This window comes from Streptomyces sp. S07_1.15 (assembly GCF_020739505.1).
Lineage (GTDB): Bacteria > Actinomycetota > Actinomycetes > Streptomycetales > Streptomycetaceae > Streptomyces > Streptomyces xinghaiensis.
On sequence record NZ_JAJBZK010000001.1, the window covers coordinates 5,132,736 to 5,159,033 of the forward strand.

At 73.8% G+C, this 26,298-nt stretch carries 15 protein-coding genes; 9 read left to right on the plus strand and 6 right to left on the minus strand.

Annotated elements, in window-relative coordinates; genetic code table 11:
- Positions 1 to 212 precede the first annotated feature (212 nt).
- Entirely contained in the window at positions 213 to 749 is a 537-nt protein-coding gene (locus LIX60_RS21995) for an HNH endonuclease (RefSeq protein ID WP_019709022.1), read from the plus strand.
- A 127-nt stretch (positions 750 to 876) separates the two neighbouring features.
- On the opposite strand, the gene LIX60_RS22000 is transcribed toward LIX60_RS21995, so the two are convergent.
- Positions 877 to 3,840, minus strand: a complete 2,964-nt coding sequence (locus tag LIX60_RS22000) for a beta-N-acetylglucosaminidase domain-containing protein (protein WP_227962862.1) — start codon at positions 3,838 to 3,840, stop codon at positions 877 to 879.
- Positions 3,841 to 4,238: 398 nt separating this feature from the next.
- Between LIX60_RS22000 and LIX60_RS22005 the strand changes: the two genes are divergently transcribed.
- The 4 genes from LIX60_RS22005 to LIX60_RS22020 all read left to right on the plus strand — a co-directional run bounded on the left by LIX60_RS22005 (position 4,239) and on the right by LIX60_RS22020 (position 8,741).
- Positions 4,239 to 5,726 carry an amidase gene (locus LIX60_RS22005; protein ID WP_227960026.1) on the plus strand — a complete coding sequence of 496 codons (1,488 nt, stop codon included), beginning with the start codon at positions 4,239 to 4,241 and terminating at the stop codon, positions 5,724 to 5,726.
- A 263-nt stretch (positions 5,727 to 5,989) separates the two neighbouring features.
- Entirely contained in the window at positions 5,990 to 6,265 is a 276-nt protein-coding gene (locus LIX60_RS22010; RefSeq protein ID WP_185831070.1) for a hypothetical protein, read from the plus strand.
- A complete protein-coding gene (malQ, locus tag LIX60_RS22015) occupies positions 6,266 to 8,449 on the plus strand; it encodes a 4-alpha-glucanotransferase (RefSeq protein WP_227960027.1) in 2,184 nt (727 codons plus the stop codon).
- Between the two features lie 49 nt (positions 8,450 to 8,498).
- Complete coding sequence (locus tag LIX60_RS22020; protein WP_227960028.1) at positions 8,499 to 8,741, plus strand: hypothetical protein; 243 nt, start codon at positions 8,499 to 8,501, stop codon at positions 8,739 to 8,741.
- Positions 8,742 to 8,972: 231 nt separating this feature from the next.
- Here the strand turns inward: LIX60_RS22020 and pepN (LIX60_RS22025) are convergent, their stop codons facing one another.
- The 3 genes from pepN (LIX60_RS22025) to LIX60_RS22035 all read right to left on the minus strand — a co-directional run bounded on the left by pepN (LIX60_RS22025) (position 8,973) and on the right by LIX60_RS22035 (position 16,235).
- Positions 8,973 to 11,585 carry an aminopeptidase N gene (gene pepN, locus LIX60_RS22025; RefSeq protein ID WP_227962863.1) on the minus strand — a complete coding sequence of 871 codons (2,613 nt, stop codon included), beginning with the start codon at positions 11,583 to 11,585 and terminating at the stop codon, positions 8,973 to 8,975.
- A gap of 222 nt (positions 11,586 to 11,807) precedes the next feature.
- Positions 11,808 to 12,833, minus strand: a complete 1,026-nt coding sequence (locus LIX60_RS22030) for an aspartate-semialdehyde dehydrogenase (protein WP_019709025.1) — start codon at positions 12,831 to 12,833, stop codon at positions 11,808 to 11,810.
- Positions 12,834 to 12,926: 93 nt separating this feature from the next.
- Positions 12,927 to 16,235, minus strand: coding sequence for a S8 family serine peptidase (locus tag LIX60_RS22035; RefSeq protein WP_227960029.1), 3,309 nt, complete (start codon positions 16,233 to 16,235; stop codon positions 12,927 to 12,929).
- Positions 16,236 to 16,791: 556 nt separating this feature from the next.
- On the opposite strand from LIX60_RS22035, the gene LIX60_RS22040 reads away from it, so the two are divergent.
- Both LIX60_RS22040 and LIX60_RS22045 read left to right on the plus strand, forming a co-directional pair.
- Positions 16,792 to 18,540: a TIGR03767 family metallophosphoesterase gene (locus tag LIX60_RS22040; RefSeq protein WP_227960030.1), complete on the plus strand. Its 1,749-nt coding sequence runs from the start codon at positions 16,792 to 16,794 to the stop codon at positions 18,538 to 18,540.
- A 187-nt stretch (positions 18,541 to 18,727) separates the two neighbouring features.
- Positions 18,728 to 19,933, plus strand: a complete 1,206-nt coding sequence (locus LIX60_RS22045; protein WP_227960031.1) for a serine hydrolase — start codon at positions 18,728 to 18,730, stop codon at positions 19,931 to 19,933.
- 85 nt (positions 19,934 to 20,018) lie between these two features.
- Here LIX60_RS22045 and pepN (LIX60_RS22050) read toward each other — a convergent pair whose 3' ends face one another.
- Positions 20,019 to 22,619 (minus strand): aminopeptidase N, encoded by a 2,601-nt coding sequence (pepN, locus tag LIX60_RS22050; RefSeq protein WP_227960032.1) that lies wholly within the window; start codon positions 22,617 to 22,619, stop codon positions 20,019 to 20,021.
- 171 nt (positions 22,620 to 22,790) lie between these two features.
- Between pepN (LIX60_RS22050) and LIX60_RS22055 the strand changes: the two genes are divergently transcribed.
- Positions 22,791 to 23,444: a DsbA family protein gene (locus tag LIX60_RS22055; protein ID WP_227960033.1), complete on the plus strand. Its 654-nt coding sequence runs from the start codon at positions 22,791 to 22,793 to the stop codon at positions 23,442 to 23,444.
- Positions 23,445 to 23,527: 83 nt separating this feature from the next.
- Here LIX60_RS22055 and LIX60_RS22060 read toward each other — a convergent pair whose 3' ends face one another.
- On the minus strand, positions 23,528 to 25,003 hold the full coding sequence (locus tag LIX60_RS22060) for an amino acid permease (protein WP_227960034.1): 1,476 nt from the start codon (positions 25,001 to 25,003) through the stop codon (positions 23,528 to 23,530).
- Between the two features lie 457 nt (positions 25,004 to 25,460).
- Here LIX60_RS22060 and LIX60_RS22065 point away from each other — a divergent pair, with 457 nt between their 5' ends.
- A complete protein-coding gene (locus LIX60_RS22065) occupies positions 25,461 to 26,057 on the plus strand; it encodes a biotin transporter BioY (RefSeq protein WP_227960035.1) in 597 nt (198 codons plus the stop codon).
- The last annotated feature ends 241 nt before the right edge of the window (positions 26,058 to 26,298 follow it).

Here is a 26,298-nt window from a genome sequence, read left to right on the forward strand (position 1 = left end):
CGGCAGACCAACCAGACTAACGGGACGGGGCGGTCCACCTGTTCGTTCCGTTCGAGGGAGAGAGCTCTTCCTGCGGGGGAAGAACCCCGTGTGGTCGAAAACACTCCTGATGCGTTACGCGGACCTGGTGGCGCCATCACCTGGGCTGAGGGGAAACTGTCTGCAGATCGTCCCGGCGCGAGCCACGCGTCGCCGGCGTACAAGGAGGCACCGTGCCGCATGTCCTGGTCCTCAACGCGTCGTACGAGCCGCTCGGCGTCGTACCGCTCCGCCGCGCCCTCGTGCTCGTCCTCAACGGCAAGGCGGTCAGCCTCGAGGACTCCGGCGCCCTGATGCACAGCGCCACCCAGACGGTCCCCGCGCCCAGCGTCGTCCGTCTGAAGCGCTTCGTACGGGTGCCCTACCGCGGGCCCGTCCCGCTCACCCGGCGGGCCCTGTTCGCCCGGGACGGCGGGCGCTGCGCCTACTGCGGCGCCACCGCGACGAGCGTGGACCACGTCATCCCGCGCAGCCGCGGCGGCCAGCACTCCTGGGAGAACGTGGTCGCCGCCTGCCGGCGCTGCAACCACGTCAAGGCGGACCGGCATGTCTCCGAGCTGGGCTGGCGGCTCCGGCACCAGCCCGCGCCACCCTCCGGGCTGGCCTGGCGCATCATCGGCACCGGGCATCGGGACCCACGCTGGCTGCCCTATCTGCAGCCCTACGGCGCCGAGGACGCGATGGCCCGGATCGACGGCATATCCGCCTAGATCCGGGCCCTCTTGCGCCTGCCGGGCCGCCGCGTCCCGCCCCGGGCCGCCGGGGAGGAGCGGGGCGGCCACCGCTCGTGCGCGGGGCGCCGGGGCGGCTGCCGGACGGCGCGGGCGCCGCCGGGGCTCAGCCTCCGACCGCGTACGCCTCCACGGAGAACAGCGAGTAGCCGTACCGGGTGGCGCGCTGCTCGCCCTGGACGCGGATGAACCGGGTGCCGGGCGCGTCCATCCGCACCGACTCCCGGCCGCCCCGGCCGTCCCGCACGGCCGCCGCGTCCCGCCAGACGCGCCCGTCGGCCGAGACCTGGACGCGGTAGCGGGCCGCGTGCGCGTCCTGCCAGTGCAGCACCACCTGGCCGACCCGGGCCGGACGGTCCAGCTCGATCTGGAACCAGGCGTTGTCCTCGGCCGGGGAGGACCAGCGGGTCGCCGGGTCGCCGTCGACGGCCGCCGGGGCCGGGAAGTCGGCGGTCTCGTCGCCCGAGGAGGTGGCCGTGGCGCCGCGCGCCAGATCCGGCCCGCCGGTCTCGGGGAACGCCCGTACGGTCAGAGTCCGCTTCTCGCCCGCGAAATCGAACGGCACCTCGTACGAACCGGCGGGGGTGTCCTCCGGGACGGAGACCGTCACCGGCACCTCGGTCTTCGTGCCCCGCCGCACGGTGACGCCCTGCGGGACCTTCACCTCGATGCCCTCGGGGGACGTGGCGACCAGCCGGCCGCGCACGTCCGCCGGGCGTTCCGCCGTCAGTTCGACCGGGATCTTCTCCTCGCCGCCGATCGTGACGTCCGTCTCCCCGCGCGCCAGGTCCAGCCGGGCGTCCGGCAGGTCGGCGAACCACGGCACCACGCCCCGCACCTCCGGGGACCGGTCGCCGCGCGGCCAGGTCAGCCGTACGGTGTCGGCGCGGACGTCCTCCGCGCCGAGCTGCGTCCAGCCCTCCCCGGACAGCCGGCCCAGGCTCCGCCAGCCCTCGCCGGGCACACGGGCCTCCACGACCGCTTCGGTGTCCCGGTCCGGGGCGGACAGCACGGTCACCGCGGCCAGCGGGCGGGTGCCGCCCAGGTCGACGCGGAGTTCCCCGGGGCGTTCCGTGACCGCTTCACGGGGACGCGCCCGGTCGGCGCCCGTCCAGGCGTCCGCGCGCCCGACGGCCTTCTTCAGGAACGGATCGAGCACGCCCTCGCCGACGGTCGCCGGGGAGTCCGCGATCTCCTTGCGGAGCCGCTGCAGTTCGAGCTGTGCCCGCCAGGCCGCCCCGCCGTTTCCGCGCGCCTGTGCGAGCAGCATCTCCACGGCGCGCTCGCCCGCACGGCCGTACCGCGCGAGCTGCGCCAGCCACGGACCGGCCTCGCGGTCCGCCGCCAGTTCCTCGCCGGCCGGCCCGGAAAGCTGCTCCGGCGCCCGGCGCATGACACGGAAGGCCTCGCTCAGCCGTTCGGCCGCGGTCTCCAGCTCCTCGCGGTCGCCGCGGCTGTGGGCCGTCCACAGCGCGTCGATCAGGGGCCGCAGATACGCCGACTCCTTGCCGCCCAGCCCGGAGGAGGCGCCGTGGGCCGCCAGGACGCCCAGCGCCCGGCGGGACCGGGCGTCCGGGCCCGCGAGGGCGTCGACGGCCGCCTGCCAGGACTCCTGCGGCCGGTAGCCGCGCGGGTTCCAGGAGAAGTCGGCCGCCGTGAAGAGCGGGAGGCGGGAGGCGGTCGGCTGTGCCATGGCGTTGGCCAGCAGGGCGGAGGAGCCGACGGCGACGCCCGGCTCCCGGCCCCGGTACGGGCCGAGGAAGAGCCGGTCCTGCGCGAAGTCGTTGACCGGGTAGTTGTCCACGGTGACGAGGGGGTGGCCGAAGGCCTCGCGGGCGTCCGCCAGCTGACCGCCGGTGATCTTCTTCGGCACGACGCCGACGCCCGTCCAGGCGACCTCCACCTCCCGGCGGAGCGCTCCCGCGAGAGCGCTGCGGTAGGCGGTGGTGCCGTCCTGGTAGTACTCGGTGGGCATCACCGACAGCGGGGCGGCGCCGGGGTGGCGGTCGGCGAGATGCTCCGCGACGGCGTTGGCGACGCGGGCCTGCGCCCCGGCGGCGGCCTCCGGGCCGGAGCCGAACCGCTCGGCGTCCGCGTCGCAGTGCCACTCGCTGTAGCTCACGTCCTGGAACTGGAGCTGGAACGCGCGGACGCCCAGCGCCCACATGGCGTCGATCTTGCGGGTGAGCGCCCTGAGGTCGTCGTCGGAGGAGAAGCAGAGGGCCTGGCCGGGGGAGACCGCCCAGCCGAGCGTCACATGGTTGGCGCGGGCCCGTTCGGCGAGCGCGCGGAACTCGCCGCGCTGCCCGGCCGGGTACGGGTCGCGCCAGCGGCTCTGCCGGTACGGGTCGTCGCCGGCCGCGTAGAGGTAGTGGTTCTGCTTGGTGCGGCCCAGGAAGTCGAGGTGGTCCAGCCGCTGTTCCCGGGTCCAGGGGGTGCCGTAGAAGCTCTCGGTGACGCCGCGCACGGCGGTGCCCGGCCAGTCGCGGACGACGGCACCGGCGAAGGAGCGGCCGGCCCGGTCCGCCGTACCGCTGTCGCTGCCGCCGCGGCTGTCATCGTCACGGTCGCCGGACTCAACGACGAGCTGACGCAGTGTCTGCACGGCGTGGAAGAGACCGTCGCCGCCCCGGCCGGTGAGGGCGACGGTGTCCCGCCCGCCGGTCCGGCCGACGGCCAGCCGGTAGCCGCCGGACGGCAGATCACCGGCCGACGGTGCGCGCAGGGCGCGCAGTGCCTCCGCCGCGCCCGGCGCGTCCGCCCGCACCACCAGGGCGCCGTGCGGCAGTTCGCCGCCGGGGCGGACGTCGAGCACCCTGCGGGCGCCGGCCGAGCGCAGCAGGGCGCGCAGCGCGTCGAGCGCGTACGGGTCCGCGTCGCCGTCGGACACCAGTGCGACCTGCTCGGTCACGTGGACGGGCTTCCCCTGGGCGCGCAGATCCTGCGGACGGGGCCAGACGGACGGTACGGAGGTGTCGCCCTTGCGCTCCTCGGCCGTGGAGGCCGAGTCGCCCGCGGGGGAGGGCGCCGCCGCCGCGGAGGGCGCCGTTCCGACGAGCCCGCCGATCATCGCGGCGGCCAGCGCGGTGGCCCCGGCGACGCGGGGGCGCAGCCCGGCGCTCCGCCGGCCCGGTCCGGCGGGCCCGTCCGCCGGCCGTGAATCGCCCCGTCCGTCGTCTGTGCCGCCCCCGAGCGGGCCGGTGAGCCGGAACTGCACGGTTGTCTCCTCGCCCTGTCCAGACCTGCCGGCCGCCCGCCCCTGCCGGGGCGGAACCCCGGGCAACCGGAACCGAGCCCACCACCGCCCCGGGAGAAGTGTCAACGTTCGGGCCCCGCATGTCCCGATTGGCGAGGTATGGCAGGGGTGTTGGCGGGGGGCGAACGGGTATACGAGGGCTTCCGCCGGGTGGTGTCCGGGAGCCGCCGCCGTGCCGGTCCCGGAGTGCGTGCCGGTCCTAGAGTGGGCGGATGGCGGATCCCCATGAGTTGACGATGCTCGAACAGGCCGCTGCCGTGCGGGACGGAGAGCTGTCCCCGGTCGAACTCGCCGAGCACTACCTGCGCCGCGTCGAACGTCTGGACGCTTCCGTCGGCGCCTACCTCACCGTCACCGCCGACCGAGCCCTGGACGGCGCGCGGCGGGCCGAGCGCCTCCTCGCGCGGCACGCGGCGGGCGGCGGCACCGCGGGCGGCACGCACGGCGGCGGTCCGCGCGGCGATGCCGGGCTGCCGCCGCTGCTGGGGGTGCCGCTGCCGGTCAAGGACCTCGACGCCGTGCCGGGCGTCCGCTGCACCTACGGCTCCGCCGTCTTCGCCGGGCACACCGCCCCGGAAGGCGAGGAACCGCGGCTCGTCGCGCTGCTCCGGGAAGCCGGCACCGTTCTGCTCGGCAAGACCAACACCCCCGAGTTCGGGCTGCCCGCCTACACCGAGGGCCGGGTCGGCCCGCCCGCCCGCTCGCCGCACGACCCGTCGCGGGGCGCGGGGGGCTCCAGCGGGGGCGCCGCGGCCGCCGTGGCCGCCGGGCTGGCGCCCGCCGCGCAGGGCAGCGACGGCGGCGGCTCCATCCGCATCCCCGCGAGCTGCTGCGGCATCGTCGGCGTCAAGCCGAGCCGGGGCCGGGTCAGCCCCGCCCCCGGCGGCGACATCAGCGGACTGGCGACCGCCGGGCCCCTCGCCCGCACCGTCCGGGACGCCGCCGCGCTGCTCGACGTGATGGCGGCCCCGGCGCCCGGGGACCCGGTGCCGCTCGCCGCGCCCGGGACGCCCTTCCTCCGCTGGTGCGACCGGACGCCCGGCCGGCTGCGGATCGGCCGCTGGGCCCGTCCGGACGTGCCCGGCGTCACCGTCGCGCCGGAGGTGCTCGCCGCCTACGAGAGGACCTCCGCGCTCCTGGCCGGACTGGGGCACGAGGTCGTGGACGTGGAGCAGCCGCTGCGGCCGGGCGACCGGGACACCTTCACGCCCGTCTGGGCGGTGATGTCCGCGCTCGCGCCCGTCCCCCCGGAGCGGGAGGAGGAGCTGCTGCCGCTCACGCGCTGGCTGCGGGAGCGCGGCCGGGCCGCCACCGGCCTGGACTACGCGCGGGCCCTGGAGTCCATGCAGCGGGTCGGGCGGCGGCTGGCCGGGGCCGTCGCCCGGTGCGACGCCGTGCTCACCCCCACGCTCGCGCAGCTGCCGGCGCCCGTGGGGGCGCTGCGGAACGACGACGACCCGGCGGCCGATTTCGCCGCCCAGGTGGCGTTCACCCCGTTCACCGGGCCCTGGAACATCGCCGGGCTGCCCGCGGTCTCCCTGCCCGTGGAATGGACGGAGGACGGGCTGCCCGTCGGGATGATGCTCGGCGCCGCGCACGGGGCCGAGGGGCCGCTGCTGGCGCTGGCCGCGCAGGTCGAGGCGGCCGTGGCGCCCCGTCCGGGGCCGTGGGGCTGGGGTCCGCGGCCCCGCGTCTGGTGAGCCCCCCCGGGGGATTCGTCCCGTCGTGTCCCGGTTTTTTCGTTGACTCCGCCACTGCCCCCCTTGTTTCTCTCGCAATAAATCCGCCGCCTTGACTACCCTTTCGGCTTCAAGCCCTGCGCCGGAAGCGCTGTCCGGCCGCGAAATCAACCCACCGGGGAGCGATTGTGACGAGAGCCACGTTCGCCCCGCGTTTGGGTCTGGCCCGGCTCCAGCGGGGTAGGGCTGCTGTGTCGTACCGACCACGATCTACGGAGGCCCAGGTGGCCACATCCGCTCTTCTCCTCTCGACCCTCTCCAAACCCGGCGACCCGGTCGAACCGTTCAATCCGCTGGACCTCGACGGACTGACGGACATCGACTCGGGTCTCGACGGCGCCAGCTCCGGCGAATACTCCGAGCCCCCGCTCACCAGCGAACCACCGCTGCCCGACAGCACCCCCCTCACCAGCGAGCCCGCGCTCGCCACCGAACTTCCGCTGACCAGTGAACCCACGGCCACCGGCATGGGCGCCGGTCTGGAGTGCACGGAGGTCTGAATGGGCCGTGCGCGGCTCGCAGCGCTGCACGGGGTCGCGACGTCGTACGAGCCCTCCCCGGGCCGTACGCTCCGGGTCCCCGAGGACACCGTTGTCGCCGTGCTGGCGGCACTGGGAGTCGACGCCTCGACCCCGCAGTCCGTGCGCGCCGCCCTGGACCGGCGGGAACGGGCCGAGCGTGAACGGCTGCTGCCGCCGTCCGTCGTCGTGACGACGGGCCGGCCGCCGCGGCCCGGAACGCTGCCCGGCCTGCCGGAGGACGCGGCCCTGCGCGTCCGCACCGAGACCGGTCAGACCCTGGACTGGGACCCCGGCCCGGCCGTGACCCTGCCGACCGGCTGCCACACGCTTCACGCGGAGGCACCCGGCGGCCGGTCCGGCCGGGCCGTCCTGATCGTCGCGCCCGAACGGATGCCCGAACCGCCCGGCCGCACCCACGGCTTTCTCGTACAGCTCTACTCCCTGCTCTCGTCCCGCTCCTGGGGCATGGGCGACCTCGGCGACCTGGCCGAACTCGCGGCCTGGTCCGGCCGGGAACTCGGCACCGGGTTCCTCCAGCTCAACCCGCTCCACGCCGCCGTACCCGGCGACCCCACCGACCCTTCGCCGTACCGGCCCTCCTCCCGCCGCTTCCCCGACCCGGTGCATCTACGCGTCGAGGACATCCCCGAGTACGTCCGGCTGCCCGCCCCGGAGCGCGAGCGCGCCGCCGCCGTCGCCGCCCGCGCCGAGGCGCTGCGGGAGGGGGTCCTGCGCCGGGGAGCGCTCATCGACCGCGACGCCGTCTGGCGGCTCAAGCGGGAAGCGCTCGAACTCGTGCGCACGGTGCCGCTCGGTCCCGGCCGCCGCGCCGCCTACTGCGCCTTCCTCGCCGAACAGGGACAGGCCCTCGACGACCACGCCACCTGGTGCGCCCTCGCCGAGATCCACGGCCCCGACTGGCGGCAGTGGCCCGGCGGGCTGAGCGACCCCCGCTCCCCGCAGGCCGCCCGAGCCCGCGGCGAGATCCTGGACCGCGTCGACTTCCACTGCTGGCTCGCCTGGCTCACCGACAGCCAGCTCGGCACCGCGCAGCGCTCCGCCGTCGACGCCGGCATGCCCATCGGACTGGTGCACGACCTCGCGGTCGGCGTCCACCCCTCCGGCGCCGACGTCTGGGCGCGGCAGGACGTCTACGCCACCGGGATGTCCGTCGGCGCGCCCCCCGACGCCTTCAACCCGCACGGGCAGGACTGGGGCCTGCCGCCCTGGCGCCCCGACGCCCTCGCCGCCACCGGCTACGCCCCGTACCGGGGGCTGCTGCGGGGGCTGCTGCGGCACGCGGGCGCGCTCCGCATCGACCACGTCATGGGCCTCTCCCGGCTCTGGTGGGTCCCCGAGGGCCGCCGGCCGACCGAGGGCGCCTATGTCCGCTACGACACCGAGGCCATGCTCGGCGTGCTCGCCCTGGAGGCGCACCGGGCCGGGGCTGCCGTCGTCGGGGAGGACCTGGGCACGGTGGAGCCGGGGATGCGGGACGCCCTCGCGGAGCGCGGGGTGCTCGGCACATCGGTGCTCTGGTTCGAACGCGATTACGAGGAGCGGGACGCCCAGGCGCCCGCCGCCGGTACCGGGGCCTCCCCGGCCCCCGCCGGCACCGCGGCCCCCGACGCCGCCGTCCGGCAGCGGCCGCGACCGCTGCCGCCCGAACGCTGGCGGGCGGGCTGCCTGGCCACCGCCACCACCCACGACCTGCCGAGCACCGCCGCCCGGCTGACCGGCGAGCACGTCGAACTGCGGCACCGGCTGGGCCTGCTGACCCGCCCGCTCGCCGAGGAACAGGCCGAGGACGCGGTGGAGACCGCCGAGTGGCTGGCGGTGCTCAGCGAACTGGGCCTGCTGGCCGGGGGGCGGGGCGACGAGGAGGAGGCGGTCCGCGCCGTCTACCGCTTCCTCTGCCGGACCCCGGCGCGCATGGTCGGCGTCTGGCTGCCGGACTGCGTCGGCGACCGGCGCCCGCAGAACCTGCCCGGGACCTGGGACGCGTACCCCAACTGGCGGCTGCCCGTCGCCGACGCCGCCGGCCGCCCGGTCACCCTGGAACACCTCGCGGCTTCACCGCGCCTGCACGCCCTGATGACCGATCTCGCCGGGCAGCTGGCCGCGTCCCCGGCGGACGGGGCGGGGGCCGCCGGACGGCCGTGAGGGGCACCCCGGCCGCGCGGGTCCGCCGGGCGTTCGCTACGTTGGCACCGTGGACAACAAGAACGTGCTGCGCACCGGTGCCGTCATGGCCGGTTCGACGCTGATGATGCTGCTGATGTCGTCCCCCGCGTTCGCACTGATTCGCGACGCCGGTGACGACCCGGGGCCGGGCCTGAGCGTTGGCGAGACCCTGGGTCTCTACGTCGCCCTCCCGGTCCTCTCCTTCCTCGTCATCGCCGGACTGGTGATGGTGCTGGACAAGTCGCGCAAGCAGGAGAAGCGGCAGGTCTGAGCCGCCGCACTCCGCGCGCCCCGGCGCGCGCCGCCCCCGGAACCGACCCTGGTCCGGGGGCCGCCTTGCGTCCGCAGCCGCAGCCGCAGCCGCAGCCGCGAACGCGGAACGGCGGGCCCGGGCGTACGTCCGTGACGTACGCCCGGGCCCGCCGCTCTTCGTGCCGCGGGAGTGCCCGCCGGGTGCCGGCGGAAGCGCCCTCGGGTGCCGGACGCCGGTTGACCGGCCGGCTCAGACAGCGGCGGCCGCGTCCGCCGCCTGTGCCTTGAGCGCCCGCTCGACCCCGGCCCGGGACTCGGTGACCAGCCGGCGCAGGGCCGGCGAGGGCTCCGCCGACTCCAGCCAGGCGTCCGTGGCGTCCAGCGTCTCCCGGGAGACCTGGAGCGCCGGGTAGAGACCGACCGCGATCTGCTGCGCCATCTCGTGGCTGCGCGACTCCCAGACGTCCTTCACCGCGGCGAAGTACTTGGCCGCGTACGGGGCGAGCAGCTCCTGCTGGTCCGTCTGGACGAAGCCGCCGATGACGGCCTCCTGCTGCGCGTTCGGCAGCTTGTCCGACTCGACCACCGAGGCCCACGCCTCCGCCTTGGCCTCCTCCGCCGGCCGGGCCGCCCGCGCGGCCGCCGCGTGCAGCTCGCCCGCCGAGGTGCGGTCGCGCTCCAGCTCGGCCGCGATCTCCGGCTCGTCCGCCCGGCCGGTGGCCACCAGCCGCCCCAGCAGCGTCCAGCGCAGCTCGGTGTCGACGGCGAGGCCCCCGATCGTCTCCGTTCCGTCGAGCAGCCCCTGCACCAGGTCGAGCTGGGGCTCCGTACGGGCGGTGGCGGCGAAGGCGCGGGCCCAGGCGAGCTGGTGGTCGCTGCCCGGCTCGGCCGCCCGCAGGTGCTCCAGGGCCGCCTCGCTCCAGCGCGCCAGGCCCAGCTCGCGCCAGGACGGCGCCGCGTACAGCGCCAGGGCCAGCTTCACCTGCCGGTGCAGCGACTGGACGACGCCGATGTCCGACTCCTTGCCGATCCCGGAGAGGACCAGTTCCAGGTAGTCGCGGGTGGCCAGCTCGCCGTCCCGGGTCATGTCCCAGGCCGAGGCCCAGCACAGGGCCCGCGGCAGCGACTCGGTGAAGTCGCCGAGGTGCTGGGTGACCGCGGCCAGCGACTCGGGGTCGAGCCGCACCTTGGCGTACGACAGGTCGTCGTCGTTGAGGAGGATCACGGCGGGGCGCTTCTTCCCCGCCAGCTGCGGCACCTCGGTCAGCTCGCCGTCGATGTCCAGTTCGATCCGCTCGGTGCGGACCAGCTTGCCGTCCCGCAGCTCGTAGCAGCCGATGGCGATCCGGTGCGGCCGCAGCGTGCCCAGCGGCGGGCCCGCCTCGCCGGAGACGGAGGCCTTGGCGCCCAGCGGCAGCGCCGGGGCCTCCTGCCGTACGGCGAAGGAGGTGATCGTGGAGCCGTCGCCCGCGATCTCCGGCCGCAGGACGTTGATGCCCGCCGTCTGCAGCCACGCCTGCGACCAGGCCCCCAGATCGCGGCCGGAGGTCTCCTCCAGCGCGCCCAGCAGGTCGGAGAGGCGGGTGTTGCCCCACTCGTGCCGCTTGAAGTACGTCTGCACGCCGCGGAAGAACGCGTCCATGCCGACATAGGCGACGAGCTGCTTGAGCACCGATGCGCCCTTGGCGTACGTGATGCCGTCGAAGTTGACCAGGACGTCGTCGAGGTCCCGGATCTCCGCCATGATCGGGTGGGTGGACGGCAGCTGGTCCTGCCGGTAGGCCCAGGTCTTCATGGAGTTGGCGAAGGTGGTCCAGGAGTGCGGCCACTTCGAGCCGGGGGCGTGCGCCTGGCAGGCGATGGAGGTGTAGGTGGCGAACGACTCGTTCAGCCAGAGGTCGTTCCACCACTCCATGGTGACCAGGTCGCCGAACCACATGTGGGCCAGCTCGTGGAGGATGGTCTCGGCGCGCGTCTCGTACGCCGCGTCGGTCACCTTGGACCGGAAGACGTACTGGTCGCGGATGGTGACGGCGCCGGCGTTCTCCATCGCGCCCGCGTTGAACTCCGGGACGAACAGCTGGTCGTACTTCTCGAACGGGTACGGGTAGTCGAACTTCTCCTGGAACCAGTCGAAGCCCTGCCGGGTGACCGCGAAGATCGCGTCCGCGTCCAGGTGCTCGGCCAGGGAGGGACGGCAGTAGACGCCCAGCGGCACCGAGCGGCCCTCGCCCTCCCAGGTGCTGTGCACGCTGTGGTACGGGCCCGCGATCAGCGCGGTCACGTAGGTGGAGAGCGGCGGGGTCGGGGCGAACCGCCAGACGCCGTCCGCCGGCTTCTCCGCGCCGTCCGCGAGCGGGGCGCCCGAGATGACCGTCCACCCCTCGGGCGCCGTCACGGTGAACGTGAAAGTGCCCTTGAGGTCCGGCTGTTCGAAACAGGCGAAGACCCGCCGGGCGTCCGGCACCTCGAACTGGGTGTAGAGATACGCCTGCTGGTCCACCGGGTCGACGAAGCGGTGCAGGCCCTCACCCGTGTTGGTGTACGCGCAGTCGGCGACCACCCGCAGCTCGTTCGGCCCGGCCGCCAGGGACGGCAGCGCGATCCGCGAGTCGGCGAAGACCTCCGCCGGGTCGAGCGCCGTGCCGTTCAGCACCACCTCGCGCACCGCCGGCGCCACCAGGTCGATGAAGGTGGAGGCCCCCTCCTCGGCCGCGTCGAAGCGGACCGTGGTGACCGACCGGAAGGTGCCCCCCTCCGGCTCCTGCGCGTTGCTCAGGTCCAGCTCGATCTCGTAACCGTGGGTGGTCAGAAGGCGCGCCCGCTGCTGCGCCTCCTCCCGTGTGAGGTTCGTGCCAGGCACGGTAGGCATCTCCCATTCGTCGGACGGAACGGCCATCCTCGCACGGGGGGACCCCATGATCGCAGCAGGTTTTGCGGAGCCGCCGGGCCCGGTTCCGGCGGGTTCCCGGGGCCGGCGCGGAAGGACGGTCCCGGTGCCCGGAACGGACCGGACCGGCACGGAAGAGACCGGTCCCGGCCCATAACGGACCGGGACCGGCTGTCCGGGATCAGCCCGCCGGGATCAGCCCGCCTGGGCGACCACCAGTTCGGCGATCTGGACGGCGTTGAGGGCCGCGCCCTTGCGCAGGTTGTCGCTGGAGCAGAAGAGCGCCAGCCCGTGCTCCACCGTCTCGTCCGCGCGGATGCGGCCGACGAAGGTCGGGTCCTGGCCGGCGGCCTGCAGCGGGGTGGGGATGTCCGACAGGGTCACACCGGGGGCGCCCGCGAGGAGCTCCTTGGCGCGCTCCGGGCTGATCGGGCGTTCGAAGCGGGCGTTGATCTGGAGCGAGTGGCCGGTGAAGACGGGCACCCGGACGCAGGTGCCGGAGACCTTCAGCCCGGGGATCTCCAGGATCTTCCGGCTCTCGTTGCGGAGCTTCTGCTCCTCGTCGGTCTCGGCGGACCCGTCGTCCACGACCGACCCGGCCATCGGCAGCACGTTGAAGGCGATCGGCCGCACGTACTTCTGCGGCTCGGGGAACTTCACGGCCGCACCGTCGTGGGTCAGCGCGGTCGCCGACCCCGCCGCCTCGCGGATCTGCTCGTCCAGCTCCTGGACCCCGCCCAGGCCGCTGCCGGACACCGCCTGGTACGTCGAGACGACGAGGGAGGACAGCCCGGCCTCGGCGTGCAGCGGGCGCAGCACGGGCATGGCCGCCATGGTGGTGCAGTTCGGGTTGGCGATGATCCCCTTGGGGCGCCGCATGGCGGCGTGCGGGTTGACCTCGGCGACGACCAGCGGGACATCGGGGTCCAGCCGCCAGGCGGAGGAGTTGTCGATCACCACGGGGCCGGCGGAGGCGACCTTCTCCGCCAGGGCGCGCGAGGTGGCGCCGCCCGCGGAGAAGAGCACCACGTCCAGACCGGAGTAGTCGGCCGTGGTCGCGTCCTCGACGGTGATCTGCTCGCCCTGCCAGTCCAGGGTCTTCCCGGCCGAGCGGGCCGATGCGAAGAGCCGCAGCCGTTCCACCGGGAACGAGCGTTCGGCCAGCATCTTCCGCATCACGCCGCCGACCTGTCCGGTGGCTCCGACGATTCCGATCCTCATGGGACGCCTTCCTGTGCTGCTGCCTTGGTGCCGTACTGCCGGCGGGGCGGGTGCTCCGAGAGCGCCCGCCCCGCCGTCCAGTGTCTCAGGCCGCTACGGAAGGACCTTTTCGATCTTGACGCTGCCCTTGCCGGTGACCGTGCCGTGGGCGTTCAGCAGGCTGACCTCGCCGAAGAACTCACGGCCCTCCGGAGCCGCGCCGTTCACCACGACCTCGGCTCCCACCTGCGCGGATGCGCCGTTGCCGAGCTTCACGACCGTCGATTCGTCCACGGTCACCTCGCCGAGCGAGGAGGCGTAGAACACATCGAGGTAGTCGTACTCGGTGGTGCCCGCGGGCACCGAGTAGCCGTCCACCACCACGGTGTAGGTGCCGGCCGCGGGCTCGGTCAGCGTCACCGACTCCTCGGAGTCGCCGTCCGCGTCGTAGTCCACGAGCGCGCCGTCCTTGTAGACCGAGAGGTCCAGGTCGGCACCGGTGTCGGAGGGTGAGCCGATGGTCACGTCCAGCCGGGAGACGCCCTCGGGGACCTCGACGGTGGTCTCTTGCGAGGCGCCGTCGCCGATGGACGGGCGCGCGCTCTTGGCCGAGCCCAGCTCGCCGCCCCGCAGCTTGCCGTCGATGGCGCCGAAGCCGTTGGTGACCTTCCAGTCCACCGAGGCCGGGGTGCCGGTCTCGGCCTCCTCGATGGTCCGCACGGCCGGGTCGAAGACGGTGCCGAGCGCCGTCGCCGTCACCGTGTACGGGTTGTACAGCAGCGGCGAGGTGCGCCGCGACTCGACCTCGATCTCCCACACGCCCGGCATCGGGTCGGCGTAGCCGCGCCGCGACGGGTCACAGGTGTTGTTGGGGCTGCTGTAGTCCGGGTAGCAGTAGATCGTGCTGGTCGGGTCGACCGGCACACCGTACGGGTTGATGGCGATCCACCGGGTCTGGCTGCCGTCCTTCAGCCCGTCCATCCGGACCTCGAGGCTCTTGGCGCCCTCCGGCACGGTGACGAAGTACGAGGTGTTCCGGTTCCGCTCGGCCTTGCCGGACTTCTTCACCGCGTACGACGGGGCGGCCAGCTCGTCGGCGACCACGACGCTCGTCATGATCTGCTGGTCGGTGCCCCTGGTGCGCCGGTCGTCGAGCTCCAGGACGGCGCTGTGGAAGCCGGCGCTGCGGGCCTTGGCCCGGACCTTGACGGTGACCGGCTTGTCCAGCGGCAGGTTGACGGTGTCGTAGCCCACGAGGGAGAAGGTGCCGTCGTTGTTCGCCCAGTTCAGCTCGTGCCGGACGGGCCGGTCCGGACCGCTGGTGCGGGTGACGGTCACGTCGTACGTCCGGGACTTGCCGGTCTTGAGGCCGCCCTCGCGGTCGTAGACGCCGGTGCCGCGGTGCGGGGTCTTCAGGTAGCCGGAGAGCACGGTGTCCACCGGGGCGGAGACCGTGTACGTGTGGGCGCTCACGCCGTTGCGGATCGCGGACCAGGCGTCCACCACGTCCATGAGCCCGGCGCCCTGCTCGTACGCCTGGAAGCCCCTGATGCGGTGGGCCGTGCTGGTCAGCGCGGTGCGCAGCTTCGCCGGGGTGAGGTCGATCTTCTTCTGCTTCGCGGCGGAGAGCAGCAGCGCGGAGGCGCCGGCGGCCTGCGGGGAGGCCATCGACGTGCCCTGCAGCATCCCGTAGCCGGGCGGCAGCTCGTAGCCGGCCTCGGCGACCGGCTGGCCGGGCTGCCAGCTCGGGACGGTGTTGATGGAGGCCCCGGGCGCGGCGAGGGTCGGGGTGAAGCCGCCGTCCTCGCGCGGGCCGCGGGAGGAGAACGGCATCATCGAGTAGCGGGTCCGCATGACGGAGCCGTAGTTGGCCGCCCAGGTCTCCCGGGAGGCGGAGGCGCCGACGCTGATCACCTTGTCGGCGAGCGAGGGGTCGCCGATGGTGTTGGCGCCGGGACCGCTGTTGCCGGCGGAGATGACGAGCTGGACGCCGTAGGTGTCGATGAGCCGGGTGTAGAGCTCGGAACGGGCGTTGTTGCCGTCGTTCAGCGGGGGCAGTCCGCCGATGGACATGTTGACGATGTCGACGCCGCGGTTGACGACGAGATCGATCATGCCCTCGGTGAGCGCGACGTTGGTGCAGCCGCCGGACCAGGTGCAGGCGCGCGAGGAGACGAGCTTCGCGCCGGGGGCCGCGCCGTCCATCTTCCCGCCGAAGAGGCCGTTGGCGGCGGTGATGCCCGCGACGTGCGTGCCGTGGGAGCCCTCGACGACGCCGATGTTGACGAAGTCGGCCGTCTTGCCGGTCCAGTCGCCGCCGTACGGGTCCATCGGCACGTCCTTGCGGATCTCCACCACGAAGGGGATCCGCTCGGCGATCGCCGTGTCCGGGTCGTCGGTGCCGAAGTAGCCGACGTGGAAGCCGTCCTTGTACGGCTTCATCGCCTCCTGGTCGCCGAAGTCGCCGTCGTCGTCGAGGTCGACGCGGACGGTGCCGGCGGCCGGGTCGTACAGCAGGCCCCAGGTGTCGGTGGTGTCGCCGTCCCGGTTGAGGTCGCCCGCCATGTCGCCGCCGGTGGTGGCGGACTCGGCGAAGCGGCTGACGCGGTACGAGCCCTCGGGCGCGGTCCAGGTGCGGCCGGCGTAGGTGAAGATCGGCCCGGAGACGTCCTGGACCATGGGGCGCCAGGTGCCGTCGCCGTCCACGATCGGGTCGGTCGCCGTCACCCAGTCGGTGATCTTGCGCTCGCCGGTGGTGGTCTTCTGCAGGGCGGAGTGCCCGAGGTCCACCCCGGAGTCGAGGATGCCGATGGTGATGCCCCGGCCGTCCGCCTTCGGGTTCTTCTTCACGAAGTCGACGGCGCCGGTCTCGTGGGACGGCTGGTACGGGTTCTTCGCCGGGGTGTTCTCGTCCGGGCCGTCGTACGAGCCCGTGGGGCCGGTCCTGGCGCCCTTCGCGCGGTCGCCCTTCGGCGTCGGGTCCGGCAGCTGTATCTCCTGGCGGAGGTCGATGCCGTGCACGGAGGAGAGCTTCGCGGCCTTGGCGATGGCGGCGTCGGCGCGGCCGGTGGGCACGGTGGCCCGCACATAGCCGAGCTTGTCGTAGGTGCTGCCGACGGAGGCGCCCTTGACGGACTCCAGTTCGTCCACGGCCTGCTCGGTCGCGCCGGGGGCGGTGGCGAGCATCATCGTGACGTTCTTGTCGCCGTCGGACTTGGCCTCGGCGAGCAGTTCGGCGTCGGCGGAGCCGAGCTTGTCCCCGGCGGACTTCGCCGGGGCGGGGGAGGAGCCGGGGCCGCCGTCCGCGGCGAAGGCCGGGACGGGGCCGGCCGCGGCGAGCGCGGCCACCAGGCCCGCGGTGATCGCCGCGCGGGCCGCGCGTCTCGGGCCGGACGGCGGCTCGGGTATGGGAGAAGAAGGCATGGCCACCCTTGTTCGGAAATCGGATCCGGATGACCGCACTTATATGTAAGTACGAAGAGTTTGGGGAGGGTTGAGCGCCCGCTGAGCGGACGGTGGCGTATTTCCGCCACTGTTCATTCGGGGGCGAAGCGGGTCCGAAGCCCCAATTCGCCGGTGGCGGAAGTTTGTTGAAAGCCGGGTGAACGCCCTTCGGCGACCGCCCCGGAGGCCGCCGTTCCACGCCGGCCGTCCTTCCGCCGTCCGCCGTACGCCCCCGAGTGCCGCTGCCGGACGCTGCCGCCGGGCGCCGCCGCGGCTTCCCCCGCCGCCCCGCCGTCGTGCTGCCGTCCGCTCCCCGGCACGGGCCGGCCGCCCGGGTGAACGCCGGGTGAGCGGCGGGGAACCCGCGGGCCGGGCCCGGATGACCGCTTCCCGTACCGGTGATCGATGTGCGGCGATGGGCGCCGGACGTTCCGGCCTCGTTCAAACACAGGCCACCCCCGATGCCAAGCATCCGAGGGAGCGGGGGCGCGCCCCCGCTTCCGCCGTGTCCGCGCGCAGCACTCGGGGAGCCCCCATGTCCCGCATCGGAACGACCGACTCCGCAGCCCTCCACCGCCGTGCCCTGCTCGCCACCGTCGGCGCCGTCGGCGTCTCCGCCGGCCTCGGCGCGGCTCTCGGATCCGGGAGCGGACCGGCGGAGGCCGCCACCGCGCCGCCCCGCACCCGCTCCGCCGGGCCCGCCACCGGGCCGTCCACCGCACCGCCGGACCGCGCCCGCACCACCTCCTCCCGGCAGGGCACCACGCTCGACACGGTGGCCACCCCGCGCGGCGCCACGGGCTACCGGCGGCTCGGGGAGGGCCCCGGCTGGCCCCGCCTCATCCGCTCCGAACTGGCGTCCGCCCGGAAGGGCAGAGCGGACCGGCGCACCGCGCTCGCCTGCTTCGTCCAGTTCACGGACCTGCACATCGTCGACGTCCAGCACCCGCTGCGCTACGAGTACCTGCGCGCCTCGACCGCCAGCGCCTGGCGCCCGCAGGAGGCGCTCTCCGTCGCCGGCACCGTCTCGCTGATCGAACGCGTCAACGCGCTGCCCGGCGGCCCCGCCACCGGCAGCCCGCTCGCCTTCGCCATGACCACCGGTGACAACACCGACAACAACTCCCGCGCCGAACTGCAGTGGTTCCTCACCGCCATGAGCGGCGGCCGGATCATCCCCAACACCGGCGACGACCGCCGCTACGAGGGCGTGCAGAACAGCGGCCTGCCGCTCTACTGGCAGCCGGAGGACGCCCTGCGCGACGGCGACAAGCAGCTCGGCTTCCCCCGGATCGACGGCTTCCTCGACGCGGCGATCCGCGAGGTCCGCAGCCCCGGGCTGCGCATGCCCTGGTACTCCACGGTCGGCAACCACGACACCCTGCCCGGCGGCGCCTACGCCCGCGGCGGCTTCTTCGCCGAGTTCGCCGTCGGCGGCCGCAAGCTGGAGAGGCTGTCACCGGCGGAGGGCGCCGCCCTCTGGGCCAACGTCAGGAAGGCCGGCGACCCGGAGGGCCGCCGCTTCGAGGAGCTGCTGCGCTCCCGCACCCGCGCCATGCGCCGGGTCACCCCCGACGAGCGCCGCGCCCCCTTCACGCCGCTCGAATACGTGACCGCGCACCTCGACCCCTGGCACACCGGGCCCGGCCCGCGCGGCCACGGCTACACCAGCGCCAACCTCGCCGAGGAACGCCTGTACTACTCCTTCCGCATCGCCGACGGCGTCCTCGGCATCAGCCTCGACAGCACCGACAACGGCGGCCACTACGAGGGCTCACTCGGCACCGCGCAACTCCGCTGGCTGGAACGGACCCTCACCGAGCACCGCGACGAGCACGTCCTGGTCTTCAGCCACCACACCGGCTCCACCATGCGCAATCTGCGACCCGACCCGGCCCGGCCGGACGAGAAGCGGCACGGCGGCGAGGAACTGCTCGCCCTGCTCGGCCGCCACCGCAACGTCCTGGCCTGGATCAACGGCCACAGCCACAAGAACAACATCACCCCGCGCGAGGGCTTCTGGGAGATCTCCACGGCCTCGCACGTCGACTTCCCCCAACTCGCCCGGGTGATCGAACTGACGGACAACCACGACGGCACGCTCTCCCTCTTCACCACGCTGGTGGAATCGGCCGCTCCGTACCGTGCGGACCACTCCGACCTCTCGCAGACCGGGCTGGCCTCCCTCTACCGCGAGCTGTCCCTCAACACCCCCGGCGCGCGCACCACGCTCTCGGGCGAGCCGGGCGACCGCAACACCGAACTGCTCCTCGCCCGGGGCTGAGGTGCCCCGGGCTCCCGGAGGCCGAGCCCGAAGCCGCACTGGCCGGAACGCGCCGCGGAGCGGCCGGAACCGGCCCCTCCGGCGCCCAGTGCCGCGACGGGATCAACTCCCGGGCCGGCGAAGAAGTCCTTCCCGGCGCGGCACGGCACGGTTCACCGAAGCAGGCAACGGAGGGAACGGGACACTCATGGTGACAGGTTCAGACGGAAGACGGCGCGGCACACTCGTCGCGGCCCTGACGGCAGCCGCCCTGGCGGCCGGCGCGCTGAGCGCCCCGGTCGCGGCCGCGACCGGCCCGGCGGCCGGAGCGGCGGCGAAGGCGGACGCGGGCCGCGGACACGGGCACGGCCACGAGGCGACGCAGAAGGCCCTGGACGCCCAAGTCGAGCTGGGCCTCCCCGGCGTGCTGTTCCAGGCCGCCGACCGCCACGGGGTCTGGAACGGCTCCTCCGGCGTCGCCGACCTGGAGACCGAGCGGCCCCGGCTGCCGAAGGACCGCTTCCGCGTCGGCAGCATCACCAAGACCTTCGTGGCCACCGTCCTCCTCCAACTGGAGTCGGAACGGCGGATCGACCTCGACGACACCGTCGAGGAGTGGCTCCCCGGCGTGGTGCGCGGCAACGGCAACGACGGCCGGAAGATCACCGTCCGGCAGCTGCTCAACCACACCAGCGGCCTCTTCGACTACACCTCCGACGCCGCGTTCGCCGAGAATCTCTTCGGCCCCGGTTTCCTGGAGCACCGCTACGACACCTGGACGCCGGAGCAGCTCGTGAGGGTCGGAACGGCCCACGAGCCGGACTTCGCCCCCGGCACCGACTGGAACTACTCGAACACCAACTACATCCTGGCCGGCATGGTCATCGAGCGGGTGACCGGCGCGGAGTACGCCGAGGAGATCGAGCGCCGCATCCTCCGCCCGCTCCGGCTGCGGGCCACCACGGTGCCCGGTACCGACCCGGACATGCCCCGCCCGCACGGCCGTGCCTACTCCCCGCTCGGCGGCGACCCGGTAGAGAAGATCCACGATGTCACCGAGCTCAACCCCTCCGTCGCCGGAGCGGCCGGGGAGATGATCTCCACCACGGGGGATCTGAACCGCTTCTACCGGGCGCTGGTGCGCGGCAAGCTGCTGCCGGACCGCCAGTTGAAGGCCATGCTGACCACCGTGGAGACCGGCGAAGAGGGCATCGAGCACTACGGTCTGGGCATCTACCCGCAGACCCTCTCCTGCGACGTCACCATCTGGGGACACAGCGGCGGCATCCGCGGCTCGGGGTCCGGGGCCGGTGTCACCCGGACCGGGGACCACGCGGCGGCCTTCAACGTCAACGGCGACTGGACCGGTGACGGACGGGCCGTCGTCGAGGCGGAGTTCTGCGGGAGGTCCTGACCCGGACGCCCGCCACCGCACACGGGCGGGCCGCCCGTCCCCGCACCCGGGGGAGCGGGCGGCCCGCCGTCCTGCCCGGACGTCCTCAGTCCGCGTAGTCCGCCGCCCGGTCGCAGTCCTGGGCCCGCAGGGCGCGCGCCAGATCGGCGTGCGCCTCCAGCACCAGCCGCCGCAGCGCGGGCGGCGCCTGCCGGTGCTCGTCGAGCCACGTCTGCGCGGCGTCCAGCGTCTCCTGGTTGCCCTGCAGCATCGGGAAGAGGCCCCGCACCACCGACATGGCGATCTCGATGGAACGCTTCTCCCACACCTGTTCGATCACGGCGAAGTACCGCGGGACGTACGGCGCCAGCAGTTCCCGCTGACCGGGCTGGTCGAAGCCGGCGATGGTGGCCTCGACCAGGGCGTTCGACAGCGTGTCCGACTCCACCACGTCCGCCCAGGCCCGCTCCTTCACCTCACCGGAGGGCCGGGCGGCGAGGCAGCGCGTCTGGTGGCGCTTGCCGGAGGCGGTGTCGTCGCGCGCCAGTTCGGCGTTGATCTCGGCCGCCCCGGCGGCCCCGTGCGCGGCGAGCGGTTCCAGGAAGGCCCAGCGCAGCTCCTGGTCCACCTCCAGACCGTCGATCTTGGCGGTGCCCGCCAGCAGGCCCTGCAGCAGCTGCAGATCGGCCGCGCTGCCGGCGGTCAGTGCGAAGAACCGCGCCCAGGCCAGCTGGTGGCCGCTGCCCGGCTCGGCCAGCCGCAGCTCGCCGAGCGCCCCCTCGGCCAGCGCCCGGCCGCTCTGCTCGCGCCGGTCGGGGGCGGTGTAGTGGACCAGCGCGGAGTGCGCCCAGGCGTGCAGCATCTGCAGCACGCCGATGTCGCTCTCGCGGCCGGCGAAGCGCAGCACCAGGTCGAGGAAGTCGCGGGCGGGCATCAGCCCGTCCCGGGTGAGACCCCACAGCGCCGACCAGCACAGCGCGCGGGCCAGCGGGTCGGTGATGTCGCCGAGGTGCGCGCGGAGGGTGCCGAGGGAGTGCGCGTCGAAGCGGGTCTTGCAGTAGGTGAGGTCGTCGTCGTTGACGAGGATCAGATCGGGGCGCGCGGCCCCGGCCAGCTCGGTGACGACCGTACGGGGACCGGCGACATCGGTCTCAACGCGGTGGAAGCGGACGATCGCGTCGCCCTCGCGCCGGTAGAGGCCGATGGCCACCCGGTGCGGGCGCAGTTCCGGATGCGAGGGGGCCGCCTCCTGGAGGACGGCGAACTCGGTGATCCGGCCGTCCGCGTCCTGGACGACGTCCGGGGTCAGGGTGTTGACGCCCGCGGTCTGCAGCCAGGCGCGGGACCACTCGGCCATGTCCCGGCCTGAGGTCTCCTCCAGCACCGACAGCAGGTGTTCGAGGCGGGTGTTGCCGTACGCGTGCCGCTGGAAGTAGCGGCGGGCGCCCTCCAGGAAGGCGTCCCGGCCGGCGTAGGCGACGAGCTGCTTGAGCACCGAGGCGCCCTTGGCGTAGGTGATGCCGTCGAAGTTGAGCTTGGCGTCCTGGAGGTCGCGGATGTCGGCGGTGACGGGGTGTGTGGAGGGCAGCTGGTCCGCGCGGTACGCCCACGCCTTGCGGCGGTTGGCGAAGGTGATCCAGCCGTTCTCGAAGCGGGTCGCCTCCACGAGCGAGAAGGCGCCCATGAAGTCGGCGAAGGACTCCTTGAGCCACAGGTCGTCCCACCACTCCATGGTGACGAGGTCGCCGAACCACATGTGCGCCATCTCGTGCAGGATGACGTTGGCCCGGCTCTCGTACGAGGCCTGGGTGACCTTGCCGCGGAAGACGTACTCCTCGCGGAAGGTGACCAGGCCCGGGTTCTCCATGGCGCCGAGGTTGTACTCCGGGACGAAGGCCTGGTCGTACTTGCCGAACGGGTACGGGTAGCCGAAGTGCTCGTGGAAGAAGTCCAGGCCCTGCTTGGTGACGGTGAAGATGTCGTCCGCGTCGAAGTGGCGGGCGAGCCCCTTGCGGCAGAGGGCGCCGAGCGGGATCACCAGTTCGCTGCCGTCGTCCAGCGTGCGCCGGTAGGTGTCGCGGACCATGTGGTACGGCCCGGCGACCACCGCGGTGATGTACGTCGAGATGCTCCGCGTCGGCAGGAAGCGCCAGACGGCGCCGCCGCCCTCCGCTGGGACGGGCTCCCCGTCGGCCGCGCCGTTGTTCAGCACCGTCCAGCCCTCGGGCGCGGTGACGGTGAAGATGAACGGTGCCTTCAGATCGGGCTGTTCGAAGGTGGTGAGGACCCGGCGCGCGTCGGCGGGCTCGTACTGCGTGTAGAGGTAGACCTCGCCGTCCTCAGGGTCGGCGAAGCGGTGCATGCCCTCCCCGGTGCGGCTGTAGGCGCACTGCGCGTCGACGGTGAGGACGTTCTCCTCGCGGAGGTCCTCCAGCGCGATCCGCGTGCCGTCGAACACGGCGGCCGGGTCCAGCGTGCGGCCGTTGAGGACGACCGAGGTGACGGACGGGGCCAGCAGGTCGGCGAAGCTCGACGCGCCGGGCCGGGCGCAGCCGAAGCGGATCGTGGTCACGGAGCGGAAGGTGCGCGGCTCGGGGGCGTCGGGGGCCGTCGCCGACCGCAGGTCCAGCGCCACCTCGTACCCGTGGGCGGTCAGCAGCCCGGCCCGTTCTCGGGCTTCGTCACGGGTCAGGTTCTCACCGGGCACGACGGCTCCTTTGCCTCGTCTGTCACTCACACGAGTTACACACTGCGGGTCTCACAGTGCGAACAGCCGCCATAGTGTCACGCGCTCACCGGCGGGTGGGAATGCGTCACACAGGGCCAGTGGTTGACCGTGGGAACACCCCGAGCACATCACGACGGACCGAGCCCTTCGATGAGGAGAACCCCTGTGACCGCACCCGAGAAGACGCCCGTCGACTTCTGGTTCGACCCGGTCTGCCCGTGGGCCTGGCTGACCTCGCGCTGGATGCTGGAGGTCGAGAAGGTGCGCCCGGTGGAGGTGCGCTGGCATGTGATGAGCCTGGCGGTGCTCAACGAACCGCGGCTGGACGAGCTTCCGGAGGAGTACCGCGAGATGCTGGCGAAGACGGCCTGGGGCCCGGTGCGGGTCGCCGTCGCGGCCGAGCGGGAGCACGGCAGCGATGTCCTGGGGCCGCTCTACACGGCGTTCGGCACCCGCTTCCACAATGGCGGCGAGGGCGTCTCGCGCGAGTCCATGGCCGCGGCGCTCCGGGACGCCGGACTGCCGGCGGAGCTGGTCGACGCAGCGGACACCGACGCCTACGACACGGAGCTGCGCGCCTCGCACAAGCAGGGCATCGAACTGGTCGGCGAGGAGGTGGGCACCCCCGTGATCGCCGTGCCGGGCGCCGACGGCGAGCCCTGTGCCTTCTTCGGACCGGTCGTCACCCCCGCCCCCAAGGGCGAGGCCGCGGCGAAGCTGTGGGACGGCACGCTGATGGTCGCCTCCACCCCGGGCTTCTACGAGATCAAGCGGACCCGCACCCGGGGGCCGGTCTTCGACTGACCCGCCGGCCCGGGCCGTACGACGAGGGCTCCGCGCGCCGGCTGCGCGCGTGGGCCCTCGTCGTGTCCGCCGAGCCGGGGTGCTCAGCGCGGCGCGGGAACGCCGCGTCGGCCCGTCCGCCGCTGCCGCAGGTAGCCCGTACCGGCCAGCAGCAGCGTCAGTCCGCCGGTGAAGAACAGCTGCGTCCGCGTCCCGCCGTCCCGCAGCATCAGCAGCAGGACGGCCGCGATACCCGCCAGCGCGACCCAGGTGAGGTACGGGAACCACCACATGCGCACGGTCAGCCGTTCCGGTGCCTCCCGCTCCAGCCGCCGCCGGCCCCGCAGCTGGGCCGCCGCGATGAAGCCCCACACCACGAGCACCGCGGCGCCCACCATGTTGAGCAGCCAGACGAAGACCGTCTCCGGCCACCAGAAGCTGAACAGCACCGCGAGGAAGCCGAAGGCGGAGGAGGCCAGCACCGCGCGGCGCGGCACCCCGCCGGACACCCGGCCCAGGGCCGCCGGGCCGTTGCCCCGGGCGATCAGCGAGTACGCCATGCGGGAGGCGCCGTAGATGTTGGCGTTCATCGCGGACAGCAGTGCCGCGAGGATCACGGCGTTCATGATCTGGGCGGCGGCCGGCACGTCCAGGAAGTCCAGCACGGCCACATACGGGCCGGGCTTGACGACCGAGGCGTCGTTCCAGGGAACGAGAGTGACGATCACGGCCATGGAGCCGACGTAGAACAGGGCGATCCGCCACATCGCCGTGCGCACGGCGCGGGCGACACCGTGCCGGGGGCGCTCCGACTCCGCGGCCGCGATGGTCACCGTCTCCAGGCCGCCGTATGCGAACACCGAGGCGAGCAGGCCGACCAGGAATCCCTCCGTGCCGTTCGGCAGCCAGCCGCCGTCACCGGTGAGGTGCGCGGTGCCCGGCGCCTCCGTGCCCGGGAGCGCGCCCAGGATCGCCAGCACGCCGAGGACCAGGAAGGCGGCGATGGCGAACACCTTCAGCGCGGCGAACCAGAACTCGAGTTCGCCGAAGTTGCCGACCGCCGCCAGGTTGGTGCCGCAGAACAGTGCCATGAAGACGGCGACCCACATCCAGGACTCGGTCCCGGGCAGCCAACTGGTCATGATCGCCGCCGCGCCGATGGCCTCGGCGGCGACCGCCACGCACAGCAGTGTCCAGAACATCCAGCCCGCGGTGAAGCCCGCCCAGGGGCCGATGGCGCGCTCCGCGTGCACGGAGAAGGAGCCGGAGGCCGGGTGCGCCGCGGACATCTCGCCCAGCATCCGCATCACCAGCAGCACCAGCGCGCCGGAGAGCGCGTAGGCGAGCACGATCGACGGGCCGGCGGCGGCGATACCGGCGCCCGAGCCGACGAACAGGCCCGCGCCGATCACCCCGCCCAGGGCGATCATCGAGAGATGGCGCTGCTTGAGGCCGCCGGGGAGCGGCGTGCCGCGCTCCGTGGCCCCGAGCGCCCCGGCGCGGGCGGGCGCGGAAGCCTGGGCCGTCGGGGATGCCGGGGGCGGCGGGGATGCCGGGGACGTCGGGGACGTCGGATTCATGAGCCGTGGTGTCCAGTACGTGAGGGGGGACGGGCGGCCTCAGTGTCCCGGCGCGTACCGCTCAGAACAACTTTGCCCTTGCCGTGTACCGATATCCGGACGGCCGATTGACCCTCCGTGCTGCCGCCGCGCCGCCCCGGAACCGTCCGGCCTGGCCGCCCCCACCCGGGCGGCAGAGGTCTTTTGGTGGGTCCCCACAGTGCCGGCCCATCTTCCGCCCGACAGCCGCCCCTTGGCGGCCCGCTCCGCGAACCGCTCTCTCCGGCAGGTCCGCGTGACGAGCGTCACGGGTGCGCCCCGCCGCGCCCGCTCACCGGGAGCCCAGCTGCCACCGGGCCGTTATGGGAAACCTACCAAGCCTCCCGCCCCGCCTTTGTCGACGGCTCATGGTGAACGATCGTTGACTCGTCGGCTAGCGTCACCGTGTCCCCCGCCGTCCTCGTTCCGCGGAGCCCACATGAGCACTGCCGCCGTCACCCGCACCCACCGCCCCGGCGCGGTCCTCGCCGACCTGCTGCCCGCGGCCACCGCCACCCGCGCCCGGCTGCGGGACGCGGCCCTCGTCGTGGGCGGCGCCGCGCTCACCGGTGCCGCGGCCCAGCTCGTCGTCCCGGTGCCCGGCTCCCCGGTCCCGGTCACCGGCCAGACCTTCGCCGCGCTGCTCGTCGGCGCCTCGCTCGGCGCCGGCCGCGGCTTCCTCTCGCTCGCCCTCTACACGCTCGTCGGCATGGCCGGTATGCCGTGGTTCGCCGGCGGCGCGGGCTCGGCCACCTTCGGCTACGTCCTGGGCATGCTGCTCGCGGCCACCGTCGTCGGCGCACTGGCCCGGCGCGGCGGCGACCGCCGCCTGCTGCGCACCGCGGGCACCATGGCCCTCGGCTCGCTCATCATCTACGCGGTCGGCGTGCCCTACCTCGCCCTGGCCGCAGACCTCTCCTTCGGCAAGGCCCTCGCCGTCGGCATGGTGCCCTTCCTCATCGGGGACGCCCTGAAGGCCGCCCTCGCCATGGGCGCCCTGCCGGCCGCCTGGAAGCTCGCCGGCCGCCGCGGCTGACCGCGGCCCCTCACGGACACGGGCCGGGCCCGCACCGCCTCGGCGCGGTCGCGGGCCCGGCCCGTCTCCGTGCTGCGCCCGTACTGCCGTGCGCCAGCCGTGTGCTTCCCCCGTGCGGCCCGTCTCCGTACGGCCCTTGTCCGCGTCACCCGTGTCCGTCCCGCGGTTCTCCCGCCGTGGTTCCCGGGCCGCCCGCCGCCCCGTACCCGCGGGAGCCGCCACCCCCTCGGCCCACCCCTCG

What these genes read in the sequence shown, in the direction of transcription:
- LIX60_RS22000 (WP_227962862.1), bottom strand. Translation starts at nt 3,840, where the DNA reads ATGATCGGCGGGCTCGTCGGAACGGCGCCCTCCGCGGCGGCGGCGCCC.
- LIX60_RS22005 (WP_227960026.1), top strand. Translation starts at nt 4,239, where the DNA reads ATGGCGGATCCCCATGAGTTGACGATGCTCGAACAGGCCGCTGCCGTG.
- malQ (WP_227960027.1), top strand. Translation starts at nt 6,266, where the DNA reads ATGGGCCGTGCGCGGCTCGCAGCGCTGCACGGGGTCGCGACGTCGTAC.
- LIX60_RS22030 (WP_019709025.1), bottom strand. Translation starts at nt 12,833, where the DNA reads ATGAGGATCGGAATCGTCGGAGCCACCGGACAGGTCGGCGGCGTGATG.
- LIX60_RS22035 (WP_227960029.1), bottom strand. Translation starts at nt 16,235, where the DNA reads ATGCCTTCTTCTCCCATACCCGAGCCGCCGTCCGGCCCGAGACGCGCG.
- LIX60_RS22040 (WP_227960030.1), top strand. Translation starts at nt 16,792, where the DNA reads ATGTCCCGCATCGGAACGACCGACTCCGCAGCCCTCCACCGCCGTGCC.
- LIX60_RS22045 (WP_227960031.1), top strand. Translation starts at nt 18,728, where the DNA reads ATGGTGACAGGTTCAGACGGAAGACGGCGCGGCACACTCGTCGCGGCC.
- LIX60_RS22055 (WP_227960033.1), top strand. Translation starts at nt 22,791, where the DNA reads ATGAGGAGAACCCCTGTGACCGCACCCGAGAAGACGCCCGTCGACTTC.
- LIX60_RS22060 (WP_227960034.1), bottom strand. Translation starts at nt 25,003, where the DNA reads ATGAATCCGACGTCCCCGACGTCCCCGGCATCCCCGCCGCCCCCGGCA.
- LIX60_RS22065 (WP_227960035.1), top strand. Translation starts at nt 25,461, where the DNA reads ATGAGCACTGCCGCCGTCACCCGCACCCACCGCCCCGGCGCGGTCCTC.